The sequence below is a fragment of the Peptoniphilus phoceensis genome, from assembly GCF_001517665.2.
GTDB lineage: Bacteria > Bacillota > Clostridia > Tissierellales > Peptoniphilaceae > Peptoniphilus_A > Peptoniphilus_A timonensis.
In genome coordinates this window covers 596,730-612,583 of the sequence record NZ_LN999809.1, presented here as the reverse complement: position 1 = coordinate 612,583, position 15,854 = coordinate 596,730, and the positions used below count along the sequence as shown (strand labels likewise).

Annotated in this window: 14 protein-coding genes; 11 read left to right on the top strand and 3 right to left on the bottom strand. The window is 29.8% G+C overall.

Annotated elements, in window-relative coordinates; all coding sequences use genetic code 11:
- The first annotated feature begins 54 nt into the window (after window positions 1–54).
- The 3 genes from BN3657_RS07150 to rpsT all read left to right on the top strand — a co-directional run bounded on the left by BN3657_RS07150 (window position 55) and on the right by rpsT (window position 3,668).
- Window positions 55–2,328: a DNA internalization-related competence protein ComEC/Rec2 gene (locus BN3657_RS07150; protein ID WP_062552355.1), complete on the top strand. Its 2,274-nt coding sequence runs from the start codon at window positions 55–57 to the stop codon at window positions 2,326–2,328.
- On the top strand, window positions 2,300–3,313 hold the full coding sequence (gene holA, locus BN3657_RS07145) for a DNA polymerase III subunit delta (RefSeq protein ID WP_019138396.1): 1,014 nt from the start codon (window positions 2,300–2,302) through the stop codon (window positions 3,311–3,313). Before BN3657_RS07150 ends, holA begins: the two co-directional genes overlap by 29 nt.
- An 85-nt stretch (window positions 3,314–3,398) precedes the next feature.
- Window positions 3,399–3,668 (top strand): 30S ribosomal protein S20, encoded by a 270-nt coding sequence (gene rpsT, locus BN3657_RS07140; RefSeq protein WP_019138395.1) that lies wholly within the window; start codon window positions 3,399–3,401, stop codon window positions 3,666–3,668.
- A gap of 96 nt (window positions 3,669–3,764) precedes the next feature.
- Here rpsT and hemW read toward each other — a convergent pair whose 3' ends face one another.
- Genes hemW through lepB form a run of 3 tightly spaced genes read right to left on the bottom strand, consistent with a single transcriptional unit; the run spans window position 3,765 to window position 7,252 of the window.
- Window positions 3,765–4,904, bottom strand: coding sequence for a radical SAM family heme chaperone HemW (gene hemW, locus BN3657_RS07135; protein ID WP_062552354.1), 1,140 nt, complete (start codon window positions 4,902–4,904; stop codon window positions 3,765–3,767).
- Entirely contained in the window at window positions 4,891–6,702 is a 1,812-nt protein-coding gene (gene lepA, locus BN3657_RS07130) for a translation elongation factor 4 (protein WP_062552353.1), read from the bottom strand. Before lepA ends, hemW begins: the two co-directional genes overlap by 14 nt.
- 31 nt (window positions 6,703–6,733) lie before the next feature.
- Window positions 6,734–7,252, bottom strand: coding sequence for a signal peptidase I (gene lepB, locus BN3657_RS07125; protein WP_230204197.1), 519 nt, complete (start codon window positions 7,250–7,252; stop codon window positions 6,734–6,736).
- 554 nt (window positions 7,253–7,806) lie between these two features.
- Between lepB and hrcA the strand changes: the two genes are divergently transcribed.
- The 8 genes from hrcA (at window position 7,807) to BN3657_RS07085 (ending at window position 15,854) form a co-directional block, all read left to right on the top strand.
- Complete coding sequence (hrcA, locus tag BN3657_RS07120; protein ID WP_062552351.1) at window positions 7,807–8,829, top strand: heat-inducible transcriptional repressor HrcA; 1,023 nt, start codon at window positions 7,807–7,809, stop codon at window positions 8,827–8,829.
- An 8-nt stretch (window positions 8,830–8,837) separates the two neighbouring features.
- Window positions 8,838–9,368 (top strand): nucleotide exchange factor GrpE, encoded by a 531-nt coding sequence (gene grpE / locus BN3657_RS07115; RefSeq protein ID WP_062552350.1) that lies wholly within the window; start codon window positions 8,838–8,840, stop codon window positions 9,366–9,368.
- Window positions 9,369–9,390: 22 nt separating this feature from the next.
- Window positions 9,391–11,214: a molecular chaperone DnaK gene (gene dnaK, locus BN3657_RS07110; protein ID WP_019138389.1), complete on the top strand. Its 1,824-nt coding sequence runs from the start codon at window positions 9,391–9,393 to the stop codon at window positions 11,212–11,214.
- A 166-nt stretch (window positions 11,215–11,380) separates the two neighbouring features.
- Entirely contained in the window at window positions 11,381–12,511 is a 1,131-nt protein-coding gene (gene dnaJ / locus BN3657_RS07105; protein WP_019138388.1) for a molecular chaperone DnaJ, read from the top strand.
- Between the two features lie 73 nt (window positions 12,512–12,584).
- On the top strand, window positions 12,585–13,490 hold the full coding sequence (gene prmA, locus BN3657_RS07100) for a 50S ribosomal protein L11 methyltransferase (protein WP_062552349.1): 906 nt from the start codon (window positions 12,585–12,587) through the stop codon (window positions 13,488–13,490).
- On the top strand, window positions 13,483–14,172 hold the full coding sequence (locus BN3657_RS07095) for an RsmE family RNA methyltransferase (RefSeq protein ID WP_019138386.1): 690 nt from the start codon (window positions 13,483–13,485) through the stop codon (window positions 14,170–14,172). The genes prmA and BN3657_RS07095 overlap by 8 nt, the downstream gene beginning before the upstream one ends.
- On the top strand, window positions 14,172–15,470 hold the full coding sequence (gene mtaB / locus BN3657_RS07090) for a tRNA (N(6)-L-threonylcarbamoyladenosine(37)-C(2))-methylthiotransferase MtaB (protein ID WP_062552348.1): 1,299 nt from the start codon (window positions 14,172–14,174) through the stop codon (window positions 15,468–15,470). Before BN3657_RS07095 ends, mtaB begins: the two co-directional genes overlap by 1 nt.
- Window positions 15,471–15,854 carry a DUF1284 domain-containing protein gene (locus BN3657_RS07085; protein ID WP_062552347.1) on the top strand — a complete coding sequence of 128 codons (384 nt, stop codon included), beginning with the start codon at window positions 15,471–15,473 and terminating at the stop codon, window positions 15,852–15,854.

Sequence of the window (15,854 nt, the reverse complement as noted above, 5' to 3'; positions counted from 1 at the left end):
ATCATATTTCATGGTTCATCGCCTTAAAAAGATATATAATAAAGAGGGGTGTCTATGTATTTATTTGTGGCAATAATCTCTGGACTTATACTTTCAATTTACATAAAGTCCTATTTTTTAAATGGACTTATTATATTATTTTTGACTTTATACATTTTATCAAAGAAAAACAGGACAAAATTTTTATATTTACCCCTGCTTATTTTTCTTGTAATTTTAAATTATAATTTTAGAGATTATGATTTAGAGCCCTTTGATGGGAATATAAGTGGAAAAGTTGTGTCAGCTTATGAAAACAAATCTATTATTAAAACTGATAGGATAAATTCAAAAAAATTTAAGACAAAAATTCTTGTTTATGAAAAACTAAATAGAGGAAGCTACTACAAATTAAGTGGAAATTTTTATCCAGCTCTTCCTGCTATGAATAAGGGGAATTTTGACTACGAGAAAAATAATAAGTCTCAAGGAATTTATCTAATTGGTAAAATCAAAAATTATGAAGTGATTTCTGAAGCTAGTGGTATTTACAAATTTACAAATATATTTAAGGATAGGGCAAAATATTTTTTTAATAAAAATTTAAATGATAGGAATGCCGGACTTTTGGGATCACTAGTATTAGGAGATAAATCTTTAGTTGATTCAGCTGAAAGAGATAGATTTAATAGTCTTGGCATAAGTCATTTGCTTGCTGTTTCTGGTCTTCATATTGGAGTTATTGCCTTTCTTATAGAGTTTTTCTTTAAAAATACTATCAAGAATAAGAAAATTACAGATTTTTGTGTGACAGTAATTTTATTTTTATACATAATGGCAATAGGATTTTCGATTTCTGCAGTTCGTGCCTTTTTGTTTTTCTTTTTATACAAGGGAAACATCTACTTGCAAAGGGATTTAGAGATAAAAGATATTTTCTTTTTAAGTCTTAGCTTAATTTTATTTATAAATCCTATGGCTATTTATTCTATTTCACTACTCTTATCCTATGGAGCTATTTTTGGGCTTGTATTTGTTTATCCAAGTCTTTCTAGCAAATTTTCAAGTAGTGGATTTGTAGCAAAGTCTTTCTTAGTTACTTTATCGGTCTTGATTTCTGTTTTTCCACTGATTAATTATTATTTTTCAGGGTTTTCACTATTTGTTTTTATTGCCAACTTAATAATTGTTCCAATCTATTCTATTATTATCTCTTTTGCTTTTGTTATGGGTCTTGGAATTTTTTCAGGAATAATTGGAAAAATTTTAAATATTTTAATGAATGCTAGTTATGGACTTGAAAGTTTAATCATATCAAAGGGTAGCATATTTTTATCACTGAAAGCTTTTAAATTTGACTATATTTTTCTATATTACTTACTTCTTATTTTAATAATTAATAGACATAAGTTTGATGAAATTATTAAACTTAATTTAAAAATAATAGAAATATATTCTTTTTTTGCCTTTATTATTTTAGGATTTGGAATATTTATTGATTTAAATACCTTTGAAATAAGTCAGCTTTACGTTGATCAAGGTGATGGTGCTATTATTTCTTATGCTGGCAAAAATTATTTAATTGACACAGGTGGAGCTAGATATAAAAATAATATTGCAGAAAAATATTTATTTCCTAGTTTGAACTGGCGGGGAGTTTCAAATATAGATGGGATTTTTATATCTCACTTTGATGAAGATCATGCGGGAAATCTTGAAAAAATTTTAAGAAATTACAAGGTGAAGAATGTATTTATAAACCACTTACCTGAAAATAAGGAAATTTTGAAAAATATAAAGGATTATTCAAATTTAGTTTTGCTTGAAAAAGGAGATAAATTAAAACTTTTTAAGGACACAAGTTTAGAAGTTCTTCTGGATAATAAAGATAGGGAAGATGAAAACAACAAATCCATGGTTTTATTATTAAATCACAAGGGATTTAAGGCACTTTTCCCAGGGGACATATCAGCTGAAACTGAGAAAGAAATAAAGACAAAAGTTGATTTATTAAAAGTCGCTCACCACGGTTCAAAAACTTCTACAAGTGATGAATTTTTAGAAAATATTCAGCCTAAATTTGCTGTAATTTCTGCAGCTTATAATAATTCTTATGGTCATCCACACAAAGAAAGTTTAGATAATTTAGAAAATCATGATATCATATACTATGTCACTTCAAGAGATGGGGAAGTGGATTTTAAGATTTTAAAAGATAGACTTAAAATTGAAAAAAATAATAGAGATAAAGATTATAAACTTGAAATGATTTTAATTATTTTAAATACAAGTTTATTATATTTTACAGCGAGGAAAAACTATGAATTACAAAAAGATTTACAGAGATAAAGATCACAGTGGGGCATATTTATTTTTCGGAAAAGAAAAATATTTAATAGAAAATGCTGTGGGATATTTATTAAATAAATATGTAAAGGGAACAGAGGCTTTTAACTACACAAAATTTAAGGGTAGTGAAGCAAAAGTAGAGGATATTATTTCTGCTTGTGAGACTTATCCAGTGATGAATGATAAAAAAATTGTCCTTGTTCGTGACCTTGTAGATTTTTTAAGTGAAAATGACTTAAAAGATTCTTTTTATGATTTTTTAGATAATCTATCTGATTTTGTAATTTTAATTTTTTGGGACACTGGAAATTTAAAAAAGACTACAAAGTTTTATAAAGAGTTTCATAAAAAAGATAGGGATATGGACTTTGCCAAGTTAAGTATGCCTGATTTAAATAACTTTGTTAAGGGTTATTTTATAAGGAAGGGAAAAGATATAAAGCCTAGCGAAGTTTCACTTTTTATTGAAGAAAGTGGCTACAATTCTAAGAACGAAGATGTAAGTCTTTTGGATCTTAAAACAGAAATGGATAAAATTGCATCTCATGCCAAGGACAAAAAAATTACAAGAGAAGATATTAGTAGTTCTATAACAGAAAATATAGACACAAATATTTTTAGGTTTTTGGATGCTATGATGAATAGGAACACAGAAGTTGCCATTATAGAACTTCACAATCTTTATAAATTATCAGAAGCTTCTCTTAAAATATTTACTATGATAATTAGGCAGGTAAAAAATTTCTTATTCTATAAGATTTTATCAGAAAAAAACATGAGTCAAGTTGAAATCATGAACAAGATGGAAGTATCAAAATTTGAATTTGACAAAAAAATAAAAATGAAGGAAAGAAATTTTACTAAAGAATTTTTAATTGATTTTTATGATGAACTTATAAAAGCTGACGAACTTTTCAAAACTTCTTCTATTGATGAAAAAGTTATTATGGAAACTTTAATTATAAAATACTGCAATGACTTCTAGTTTTTGCAAGACTTGGTGAAAATATCTTGCAATGATTTAAATTTCATGGTAAAATAGCAAAAGTGTTAAATATGGGGGTGAAATAATGGCAAATATTAAATCAGCTATCAAAAGAATTGATGTTGCTAAAAGAAATTCTGAAAACAACAAACCAATTAGAACTGAAATGAAAAACGCAGTTAAAAATGTTAGAATCGCAATTGAAGAAGATAGAATTGACGATGCAAAAGAACTTCTTATCGTTGCAGATAAAAAGTTAAAGAAAGCTGCTAATAAAAATATTATTCACAAAAAACAAGCTTCTAGAAAAATAAGTCGACTAGCTAAGGAGCTAAACAGCAAAATCGCTGGCTAAGAGAAATTTTCCCGGGAAAGTTTCTCTTTTTATTTTTTATAATAAAGAGAAAGAGGTAGTTAATTTTCTACCTCTTATTTTTTTAAAATTTTTAATTTATCTAAAGAAGTCTAGTTCAACTTGATTTGAGAGGTCGCGTCCCATATCAGTAAGTCTAATCTTGTCGCCATCTAATAAAATTAAATTTGATTTAATATTTTTTTCTATTTCTCTTTTGTAAGTTTTTAAAAAGTTTTCTTTAAATTTTTTTTCAAATTCTATTAGGTCTACACCAGAATTAAGTCTTAATCCCATCATTATAAATTCATTCATCCTATCAGTTTTTGTAAGATTTTCAGAAAAAGCTATGGGATTTTCTCCTCTATCAAGAGCTTCATAATAGTCTTTAAAAGAATAATAATTTGTGTATCTTTTATTTCCAATATTTGATGAAGCTGACAAGCCAAAGGAAATATAATCTCTTAATTTCCAATAGGTCATATTGTGGCGACACTCAAAGCCTTTTTTTGCAAAATTAGAAATTTCATATTGTTTTAAACCGTTCTTTTCAAGTTCAGAAACTACATAGTGATACATTTTGCGGTCCTCATTTTCTGTGGGGAAGCTAAGAGGAGATTTTTCATGTTCCAGAAATAGTTTTGTGTTTTCTTCTAAAATAAGTGAATAATAAGAAATATGGGGAAGGTCAAGTTTTTTTATTTCTTCAAGAGATTTTTTGATGTCAGAAAATTTTTGATCGGGTAGGGCGAGCATTAAATCTAAATTAATATTATAAAAGCCTGCTGATCTTGCGTTTTCTATAGCTTTATAAATGTCGGTGGACTTGTGAATCCTTCTAATTCTTTTTAGAATATCATCATTAAAAGATTGCGCACCAATGGATATCCTATTTATGCCAGAAGAAAAATAAGCTTCTGCTTTTTCTCTTGTAAGTGAATTTGGATTTGATTCTATTGTTATTTCTATATTTTTAGAAAATTGAAAATTGGATAATTTTTCCATTATTTCTGTTATATACTTTGAATCAACAGACGAAGGAGTTCCTCCACCAACAAAAATTGTATCAATTATTTTATCTTTTAAAAATTTTTCTTGTAAATTTATTTCTTTTTTTAGATATTCAAAATACTTCTTTACATTTTCCTCATTTAAAAGAGAAGAGCAGAAGTCACAATAGTGACATCTACTCTCACAAAAAGGTATATGAATATAAACTGAAATTTTATTTGTCTTCATCGTATTTTAATACAGATAAGAAAGCATCTTGTGGAATTTCTACACTACCCACAGTACGCATTCTCTTCTTTCCTTCCTTTTGCTTTTCAAGAAGTTTTCTCTTTCTTGAAATATCTCCACCATAACATTTTGCAAGTACGTCTTTTCTAAGGGCACGAATAGTTTCTCTGGCAATTATTTTATTTCCAATTGCTGCTTGAATAGGAACTGCAAATTGATGTCTAGGTATTACATCTTTTAATTTTTCGCAAACTTTTCTAGCTCGAGTGTAGGCATTAGATTCGTGGACAATAAGTGAAAAAGCGTCAACAAGTTCTTCATTTATTAAAATATCTAATTTAACAAGATCAGAAATTTCATATCCAATTAGTTCATAATCATAGGAAGCATAGCCACGAGTTTTTGATTTTAAAGCATCGAAAAAGTCATAAATAACTTCGTTAAGTGGCATGTGATAAGTTATAAGAGCTCTTGTTTCTTCAAGATATTGCATATCTTTAAAGACACCACGTCTATTTTGACAAAGTTCCATAACTTGACCTACATAATCTGTTGGTGTCATTATTTCTGCCTTTACAATAGGTTCTTCCATAAATTCAATTTCTGTTGGGTCAGGAAGATTTGATGGATTTTGAATTGAAATCATTTCTCCATCTTTTTTCATGACATTATAAATAACAGATGGGGCAGTAGTGACGATATTTAAATTAAATTCTCTTTCAAGTCTTTCTTGAATAATTTCCATGTGCAAAAGACCTAAAAATCCACATCTAAAACCAAATCCTAGGGCAACAGAAGTTTCTGCTTCAAAATCTAGGGCGGCATCATTTACTTGAAGTTTTTCTAAGGCTTCACGAACATTGTTGTATTCTTCGCCTTCACCAGGATAAACTCCACAAAATACCATAGGTACAACTTTTTTGTAACCTGGCATTGGTTCTTCAGTTTTTCTATTTTTTAAAGTTATTGTATCACCGACTCTTGCATCTTTGACATTTTTAATAGAAGCAGTTATGTAACCAACTTCACCAGCACTTAGAGAGTCAAGAGGAATATGGCCATTAGATGTAACACCAACTTCAACAACTTCGAAGGATTTTCCTGTAGCCATCATGCTAATTTCGTCACCAGGTTTAACAGTGCCGTCTATAATTCTTACATGACAAACTACACCTTTGTAAGAATCATAAAAAGAATCAAAAATTAAAGCTTTTAGTGGTGCATCGTGGTCTCCACTTGGGGCAGGAACTTTATCCACAATTGCATGTAGGACATCATCTATTCCAATTCCTTCCTTAGCAGATATAAGAGGAATTCCTTCAGTGTCTATTCCTATAATATCTTCAATTTCTTCTTTAATTTCATCAGGTCTTGCACTAGGCAAGTCTATTTTATTAATTACAGGTACTAACTCAAGGTTTTGATCTATGGCAAGATAAACATTAGCAAGAGTTTGTGCTTCCACACCTTGGGCAGCATCGACAACGACTATTGCACCTTCACAAGCAGCAAGGGAGCGAGAAACTTCGTAATTAAAGTCAACATGACCTGGAGTGTCAATTAAGTTTAAAATATATTCTTGACCGTCTCTATCGTCCTTATAAATTAATCTCACTGCCTTTAATTTAATTGTAATTCCTCTTTCACGTTCAAGATCCATAGAGTCGAGAACTTGCTCATCCATTTCTCTTTTTGTTAGCATACCTGTAGATTCAATTAATCTATCTGCTAGAGTAGATTTTCCGTGATCAATGTGTGCTATTATTGAAAAATTTCTAATATTTTTCTGATTTCTCAAATTTTTACCTCCAATTTCTAGGGGATTTATTTTAAATTTTTCCTCTATTATTTAGAGGCAAAATTCTATAAACTGCTGCTGATTTAATTCTCTTCTTTTCAATTGGTCCAAAATATCTTGAATCTATACTCATGCCAGGAAGCCTGTTATCTCCCATGACAAAATATTCATCATCTTTTAATTTAAAAGCATCGACATTGGACTCTGTATAATCAGAAGAAGTATAATTTTCTTCCAAAATTTTTCCATTTAAAATAACTTTTCCATCTCTAAATTCAATAGTGTCTCCAGGTTTTCCAACTAACCTTTTTATATAATTTCTATTGTCATTAGGTGCATCAATTACTACGATTTGTCCTCTAGGGATATCGGTAAATCTCTTATAGGATAGACAAATTAATTTGTCTTTTTCATTTAAAGTTGGGTTCATGGATTCTCCATTTACCACAGCAATATTAAAAATAAAAGTTCTTACAAATAGTGCAATTAAAACTGCAGCTACAATTGTAACAATGAAAGATACTGTTTCATTTTTTTTCAATGCAATCATCTCCAAATAGTAATTTTATCATAAATAAGAGAAAGTTTGGAAATATTTTAAATTATGTTAGCTACTTAAAAATTAAATTGCACAAATTTTATAAAAAGAAAGTAAAAATAGTGAAAAAAATTATAAGGAGCTTGAAAGTATATACACACAGATTATAGATAATTTCAATTATATACAGTCTGTGTGTGTAAAGAGAAGTATTAACAAAAAATTTTCACCAACTAAAATTAGAAGACTAAATTTTTAAATAGAAGAAATAAGTTTTGAAAAATATTAAAGATAAATAATATGAGAGTTGGAAACTTTTAAAAAGTAATTCAAATAATAAACTTAAAAGAAAATATAATAAAAATGAATTGGATTTTAAGAAAAAATTTTAAAATTTATAGAATTAATTTATGGTCAATAGCTGTAAAACTTGTAAATAAAGCCAAAAAATAAAAGTCAAAAAAAGTCAAAAATTTTTATAAATATGCTTGACAAAGTTCTAGGTGTGAAGTACTATATATATAGATTAGCACTCACGAAATAAGAGTGCTAACAAAGGAGGGATTATGGATACTAGAAAAATTAATATTTTAAATGCCATAATTGAAGCATATATTGATATGCCTACTCCCGTTGGTTCGAGAACTCTCTCCAAGGAATACAATCTTGGAGTTAGTTCAGCAACTATAAGAAATGAAATGGCAGATCTTGAAGATCTTGGTTTTTTAAACAAGCCTCATCAGTCAGCAGGAAGAGTTCCTTCTGACAAGGCTTATCGGTTCTATGTTGATGAACTTTTTAAAAATTTTAACACTTTTCACGATATAGAATCTTCAGAAAAAATCAAGGAGAGACTTTTATTTAACTCTAGAAATTTAGAAGAGTTTTATAAAAATTCAGTTAATCTCCTTGCCAATATAAGTTCTTGTACGGCTTATCTCATAACACCACAGAAGGCCGATACAAAAATCAAAAGGCTAACTCTTGTAAAGCTTGACGAGTCAACTGCTCTTTTAGTTTTAATAGGCGACAAGGGAGTTATTGAGAGATATTTTTTAGAAATAAATGATATTTCTGATGAAGACTTTTACTTTATTGAGAAAGTCTTAAATGAAAAGATATCGGGAATTAATTTTAATGAAATTGAATCTCTAAAAATTTCTGTTTCAGATGACATGATAAAACATGGAAAATTCATTTCTGATATTGTAAAAATTGCCAGCCAGTTTAATAAAAAAGTGTCTTCCATTGATATTTATTATGATGGTCTTACAAATATTTTGAATTTTGACGAATATAAGGATTTAGATAAGGCTAGAAATTTCATGAGCTTAGTTGAAGATAGGGACAGCTTATTTCAGATCCTAAAGAATGATAATTTTACAAGTGATGTTGAGGTTATCATAGGATCAGAAAACAGCGCCAGTCTTATGAAAGAAAATACAATTATTAGAGCTCCTTTTTCAAAGGAACATGGAATATATGGAAGTATTGGACTCATTGGGCCAGTTAGAATTGATTATATGCGATTGGTTAAGGTCGTTAAAATTTTTAGCGATGCAGTGAGAAGTGGATTGAAAGAAATGTGAGGGAGTACATGACGAATGAAGATATAAAAAAAGAAGATGTTATAAATGATGACGATATAGATACGAGTGAAGAAAATCAAGATATGGATGAAGAAACTGAAGTAAATGATGTTTCTGATGATGAAAAATATCAAGATTTAATGGATAAATTTATGAGGCTTCAAGCAGATTTTTCTAATTATAAGAGAAGAACTGAAACTCAAAAAACTGAGTATGTTGAACTTGGAGTTAAAAAAGTAGCAAATGACTTACTTCCTGTCATAGATAATTTTGAAAGGGCTTTAGATTCTATTAAAAACAAAGACTCAACTTATGATGGGATTTTAATGATAAAAAATCAACTTGCTGGAGTTCTTGAAAAAGAAGGCATAGTTGAGATGAAAGCATTGGGCGAAGAATTTGATCCAATGTATCATCACGCAGTACTAACTGAAGATTCTGATGAATACGACAGTGGTTATGTTATAGAAGTATTGCAAAAAGGTTATTTAATTAATGAGAAAACACTAAGACCAGCTATGGTCAAAGTTTCACAATAAGTGATTTTAGGAGGAAATATAAATGGGAAAAATAATTGGTATTGATTTAGGTACAACAAACTCTGCAGTAGCAGTAATGGAAGGTGGAGAATCTGTAATAATTCCTAACATTGAAGGAAATAGAACTACTCCATCAGTAGTAGCTTTCACAAAAGATGGCGAAAGATTAGTAGGTGAAACTGCAAAAAGACAAGCAATCACAAACCCAGAAAGAACTGTTTCATCTATTAAGAGACACATGGGATCTGATTTCAATGTAAAAATTGATGATAAAACTTACACTCCACAAGATATTTCAGCTATGATTTTACAAAAATTAAAATCTGATGCAGAATCTTATCTTGGAGAAACAATTACAGAAGCAGTTATCACTGTTCCAGCATACTTCACAGATGCTCAAAGACAAGCAACAAAAGACGCAGGAAGAATTGCAGGACTCGATGTAAAGAGAATTGTAAATGAACCAACTGCAGCAGCTCTTGCTTATGGAGAAGACAAGGACACTGACGCACAAACTGTAATGGTTTATGACCTTGGTGGTGGTACATTTGACGTATCAATCCTTGAACTTTCTGATGGTGTATTTGAAGTGCACGCAACTCGTGGTAACAATAAGCTTGGTGGAGATGACTTCGACAATAGACTAATTGATTATATTGCTGAAGAATTTAAAAAAGAAAATGGAATTGATTTAAAGGCTGACAACATGAGTCTTCAAAGACTAAAAGAAGCAGCTGAAAAGGCTAAGAAAGAACTTTCTTCTACTATGTCAACTAACATCAACCTTCCATTTATCACAGCATCTCAATCTGGTCCACTTCACTTAAATATGGATATTACTCGTGCTAAATTTGATGAATTAACTTCAGATCTTGTTAAGATGACTGAAGGACCTGTAAAAGATGCACTAAAGGACGCAGGACTTTCTGCAAATGATATCGACAAAGTTCTTTTAGTTGGTGGTTCAACAAGAATTCCATCAGTACAAGAATGTATTAAGAAATTAACTGGAAAACAACCACAAAAAGATATTAACCCAGATGAATGTGTTGCACTTGGTGCAGCTATCCAAGGTGGAGTTCTTTCTGGAGATGTAAAAGATTTACTTCTTCTTGATGTAACACCACTTTCTCTAGGAATTGAAACAATGGGTAACATCACAACAAGACTTATTGAAAGAAATACAACAATTCCAACTAAGAAGTCACAAGTATTTACAACTGCAGCAGATAATCAAACTTCTGTAGAAATCCATGTGCTTCAAGGTGAAAGACAAATGGCAAAAGACAATGTAACTCTTGGAAGATTTACACTTGATGGTATAGCTCCAGCAAGAAGAGGAGTGCCTCAAATCGAAGTAACATTTGATATTGATGCAAATGGTATTGTAAATGTAAGCGCAAAAGATTTAGGAACAGGAAAAGAACAACACATCACAATTACATCTTCAACTAACTTAAACGAAGAAGAAATCGAAAAGAAAGTTAAAGAAGCTGAAATGTATGCTCAAGAAGATGCAAAGAAAAAAGATTTAATTGAAGCTAAAAACAATGCAGATTCAATGATTTATCAATCTGAAAATACTTTAAAAGATGTTGAAGGAAAGATTTCTGATGCTGATAAGACTAAGATTGAAGATGCAATTAAGAATCTTAAAGATGTAAAAGATGGAGAAGATCTTGAAGCTATTAAATCTAAGACTGAAGAATTAACTCAAGCCTTCTACGCAATTTCTGAAGAAATTTATAAACAACAACAAGAAGGTCAAGAAGGATCAACTGAAGCAAAACAAGATGATGATGTAGTTGACGCTGACTATGAAGTTGTAGATGAAGACGAAGAATAATAATTAAATAAAATTGTTGCAGTTTCGGCTGCAACTTTTTTTATGTTCAAAATTATTTATCTAAGTTTTTTATAAATTTTCTTTAAAAATCTAAATAATTAAAAAATAAATTAAACTTTATTTTTTTGAGATTTTATATTAGAATATAGAACTATTGAGGTGGAAGATGAGAAATTTTTATGAAATTCTCGAAGTTGAGAAAAATGTAAGTAAAGAAGAATTAAAGAGATCTTATAAAAAGCTTGCAAAAAAATATCACCCAGACCTAAATCCAGGAGATGAAGTTGCTGAGGCAAAGTTTAAGGAAATTTCCTATGCTTATGAAGTTCTTTCAGACGATGAAAAAAGACAGATTTATGATGTCTATGGAGAAGAAGGTTTAAAGGGAAATATGGGAGGATCTGGCGGAAGTGGATTTGGCGGATTTTCTGATATTTTTGATGATATCTTTGATATTTTTGGTGGCTCAAGATCAAATAGATATGATTATACAGACAGAAAGGATATGCCAAAGAAAGGACCTGATTCTAGAGTAGATATAACTCTTGATTTCTTTGAGGCTATTTTTGGTGTGGAAAAAGAAATTACTGTCAAAGTAAAAGAAGAGTGTTCTCACTGTCATGGAAGCAAAATGGAACCAGGAAGTGAAAAGCACACTTGTGAAACCTGTCACGGAAGTGGTAAGGTTACATCAGAACAAAATACACCTTTTGGTAGATTTGTGAGAACTTCTGCTTGTGAAGACTGTAATGGCACTGGTGAAATAATTGAAGAACCATGTAAAAAATGTTCTGGTAAGGGAAGTCAAGCGAGAAGCAAAAAATTAAAAGTCAATATTCCTAAGGGAGTTGATACTGGAAATATTATTTCTCTAAAGGGACAAGGATCTGTAGGCGAAAATGGCGGCGAAAATGGAGATATTTTTGTTTACATTAGAGTAAGATCTGATGCTGTATTTAAGAGAGAAGGAAATGATATATACTTGAATATTCCAATTTCTTATTCAGATGCTGTTCTTGGAGCAAAGATTAAAGTTCCAACTCTAGAAAAAATCGTAGACTATGATATTCCAAAGGGAACAACTGGAGGAACAGTCTTTAGACTTAAAGGAGAAGGTGTTCCTTACGTAAATAGAGAAAAACAAAGGGGAGATCTTTTCTTTAAGGTTGATATAATAATCCCTAAGAAAGTTAGTGATGAACAAAGAAAGCTCTTAGAGGAACTTAGGGAAACTGAACCAGAGGTTGCAGAAAATAAAAAAACTTTTTTAGATAAGTTAAAAAATTTATTTGATTAATGCGGATCATAGATTCGCATTTTTTAAATTGTATAAAAATTTTATCTATAATATAATGAAATCAGGTGATTAGATGAAATATATTGAAATGACTATAAATACATCAAAAAATAAAAAAGATATTATTGAGGGAATTTTATTTGATTTTGGAATTTATAATACAGAAGAAATTTCCAGTGACTTAGTTGATGAATTGGATCAAGATGAAAAAGATTGGGATTTTATAGATTATCCTCTTTTAAATTCAGATAAAAATATTTTTACAATTAAGATTTATCCTGAAAATATTGAAGATGCTAAGAATTTAAAAATTGAATTAGAAGAAAAAAATCTTGGAAAGTGTCTTATTGAAGAAAAAGACGATGAAGATTGGGCTAATAATTGGAAAAAATATTATAAGCCACTTGAAATAGGGAAAAAACTCGCAATAGTTCCTGAATGGGAAGACTATGAAAATAAAAATAGAGAAATTATAAAAATCAATCCAGGAATGGCATTTGGAACAGGAACACATGAATCAACTTATATGTGTCTTGAACTTCTAGAAAAATATGTAAAAAATGATGATGAAATTTTTGATATTGGTTGTGGTTCTGGCATACTTGCAATTGCTGCCTTAAAGCTTGGAGCAAAGAGTGCTCTTGCAATTGATATTGACGAAAAGTGTATTGACGCATCTCATGAAAATGCAAGCCTTAATAATCTTGAAGATAAGATGAAAATCGAAAAAGGAAATCTTCTTGATGTGGTAAAGGGAAGAGCAGATTTAATTGTGTCAAATATTATTGCTGAAATTATTGTTGATGAGATTAAAAATCTTAAAAATCACATGGACAAGGGTGGAATTTTTATAACTTCTGGAATTATAAAAGAGAGAAGGAAAATGGTTATTGATGCTCTAGAAGAAAATGGCTTTGAAATAATTGATGAATTAGATAAAAACAACTGGGTCGCAATTGTAGGAAGATTAAATGTATAGATTTTTTGAAGAAAGAAATTTTGAAGGAAATACAAATTTAAAAGAAGAAACTCTTCACCATTTAAAAAATGTAATTAGGATAAATGATGGAGAAGAGTTTCAAGTGGTTTTTGATGATGGTATTTTTTCCTTTGCTTATTATGATGGAAAAATCAAAAATTTAGGAAAAGTGGAAGAAAGTAATGAGTCCAAGATAAGACTTTCTCTATTTTTTGGTGTTTTAAAAAACAACAAATCAGAAGATGTTATAAGACATGCAACAGAAATTGGAGTTAGTGACTTTTACCCTGTCTTAATGGATAGGACGATTTCTGATATATCAAAGAAAAAAGAGAAGAAAAAGGAAAGATACCAAAAAATTGTTGAGTCTGCGGCAAAGCAATCAAAAAGAGATATTATTCCTATAGTTCACGATATTATAAAGACCGAGGATATTTTAAGTTTTCATGGTGATTTGGTCTTGTGTTATGAAGATGAAAATAAAATTCAACTAGGAGAAATTACCAAAACTTTAGGTAAAAATATTGGACTTATAATCGGACCAGAGGGCGGAATTTCTGATAGAGAACTTGAAATTTTAAAGGGAGCAAAAAAAGTTGGTCTAGGTAGGAGAATTCTTCGTGCTGAAACAGCAGCTATAAGTGCTTCTTTTTATATAATTCATGCAAAGGAGTGTGAGTAATGGAAAAAACTTTTTCAATTTTAACTCTCGGTTGTAAGGTTAATCAATATGAATCAGAAGCCATGAGTGAAATTTTTGAAGGTAGAGGATATAGACAAGTAGAAAACGATGAATTTAGCGATGTATATATTGTAAACACATGCACAGTTACAAATTTGTCTGACAGAAAGTCTAGACAATTTATAAGAAAGTCAAAAAAGAAAAACCCAAATTCTGTTGTTGCAGTTGTGGGTTGCTACTCACAAGTTAGTCCTGATGAAGTTAAAAATATTGATGGAGTAGATGTTGTAATAGGGACAACTGAGAGAAATAAAATAGTTGATTTAATTGAAGAAGCTAAAGATTCTCACGAAAAAATTAACATTGTAAAAGACTTAAAAAATGTTAGAGAGTTTGCGAATACAACAAATTTTGATAGCAATAATAGGACTCGTGCTTATATGAAGGTTCAAGATGGCTGTAATAGATTTTGCACATATTGTATTATCCCCTTTGCAAGAGGACCAATTAGATCTAGGACAATTGAGGATTCAGTGAGAGAAGCAAAAACTCTTGCAGAAAGAGGATTTAAGGAAATTGTCTTAACTGGTATTCACATTGGTTCTTTTGGAATGGACATGGGGGATATGAGATTAATTGATCTTATAGAAGCTATTGCAGAGGTTGATGGCATAGAGAGAATTAGACTTTCTTCAGTTGAACCAATAATTATTTCAGATGAATTTATGAAGAGGGCAGTAAATACTGGAAAATTATGTGATCATTTCCATTTATCACTTCAAAGTGGTTCTAATAATATTTTAGAAGCAATGAATAGACGCTATACTCGTGAAGAATATATTGAAAAAGCAAATATTATTAGAAAATACATGCCTCACGCTGGACTTACAACAGATATTATTGTAGGATTCCCAGGAGAAACTGAAGATGATTTCGAAGATTCCATGAATATAGTAAGAGAAGTGGGATTTTCAAGAATACATGTCTTTAAATACTCTAAGAGAAAAAATACCAAGGCAGCTGTTATGAAAAACCAAATTGATGGAAATATTAAAAAAGAAAGATCTGAAAAATTAATTTCTCTTGGAGAAGAGTATCAAGAAATTTTTGAAAAAGAAAATATGAAAGCTCCACAATCTGTTTTATTCGAAGAAGAACACAATGGTGTTTATTACGGTTATACAACAAATTATATTAGAGTTAAAGTTAAAAGTAAGCTTGATCTTACAAATAAGATAAAAAAAGTTAAAATTTTGGATACTGGCGAAATTGCAAATTGTGAAATTATTGGTGATTAAGTGTTAAAAATAAGAGCTCATCATCTTCTCTGTACAAGAAATTTTGTAGGAGAGGGATATAGTGATGATTTTTCAAAAAATATGACAAATATTATAAGAGAATTAAATAATAATCCAAAAGTTAAGTTACTTGTAGATTTAGATGATATTTGCAAGGCTTGTCCAGAAAATCTTGGAGATAAATGTAAGAGTGATAAAAAAGTTAAATCTTATGATATGAAACTACTAAAAATTTTAGGACTTTCAAAAGATGAAATTTATTCTTGGCAGGACATTAATAAGGCTTGCTGTGATATAATATTCTCAAAAGATAGGCGAGAAGAAATATGCAAGGATTGTCAGTGGAATGATCTTTGCAAAGAAATTGAAGCCAAAAGGAGGTAG

What these genes read in the sequence shown, in the direction of transcription:
- BN3657_RS07150 (WP_062552355.1), top strand. Translation starts at nt 55, where the DNA reads ATGTATTTATTTGTGGCAATAATCTCTGGACTTATACTTTCAATTTAC.
- holA (WP_019138396.1), top strand. Translation starts at nt 2,300, where the DNA reads ATGAATTACAAAAAGATTTACAGAGATAAAGATCACAGTGGGGCATAT.
- rpsT (WP_019138395.1), top strand. Translation starts at nt 3,399, where the DNA reads ATGGCAAATATTAAATCAGCTATCAAAAGAATTGATGTTGCTAAAAGA.
- hemW (WP_062552354.1), bottom strand. Translation starts at nt 4,904, where the DNA reads ATGAAGACAAATAAAATTTCAGTTTATATTCATATACCTTTTTGTGAG.
- lepB (WP_230204197.1), bottom strand. Translation starts at nt 7,252, where the DNA reads ATGATTGCATTGAAAAAAAATGAAACAGTATCTTTCATTGTTACAATT.
- hrcA (WP_062552351.1), top strand. Translation starts at nt 7,807, where the DNA reads ATGGATACTAGAAAAATTAATATTTTAAATGCCATAATTGAAGCATAT.
- grpE (WP_062552350.1), top strand. Translation starts at nt 8,838, where the DNA reads ATGACGAATGAAGATATAAAAAAAGAAGATGTTATAAATGATGACGAT.
- dnaK (WP_019138389.1), top strand. Translation starts at nt 9,391, where the DNA reads ATGGGAAAAATAATTGGTATTGATTTAGGTACAACAAACTCTGCAGTA.
- dnaJ (WP_019138388.1), top strand. Translation starts at nt 11,381, where the DNA reads ATGAGAAATTTTTATGAAATTCTCGAAGTTGAGAAAAATGTAAGTAAA.
- prmA (WP_062552349.1), top strand. Translation starts at nt 12,585, where the DNA reads ATGAAATATATTGAAATGACTATAAATACATCAAAAAATAAAAAAGAT.
- BN3657_RS07095 (WP_019138386.1), top strand. Translation starts at nt 13,483, where the DNA reads ATGTATAGATTTTTTGAAGAAAGAAATTTTGAAGGAAATACAAATTTA.
- mtaB (WP_062552348.1), top strand. Translation starts at nt 14,172, where the DNA reads ATGGAAAAAACTTTTTCAATTTTAACTCTCGGTTGTAAGGTTAATCAA.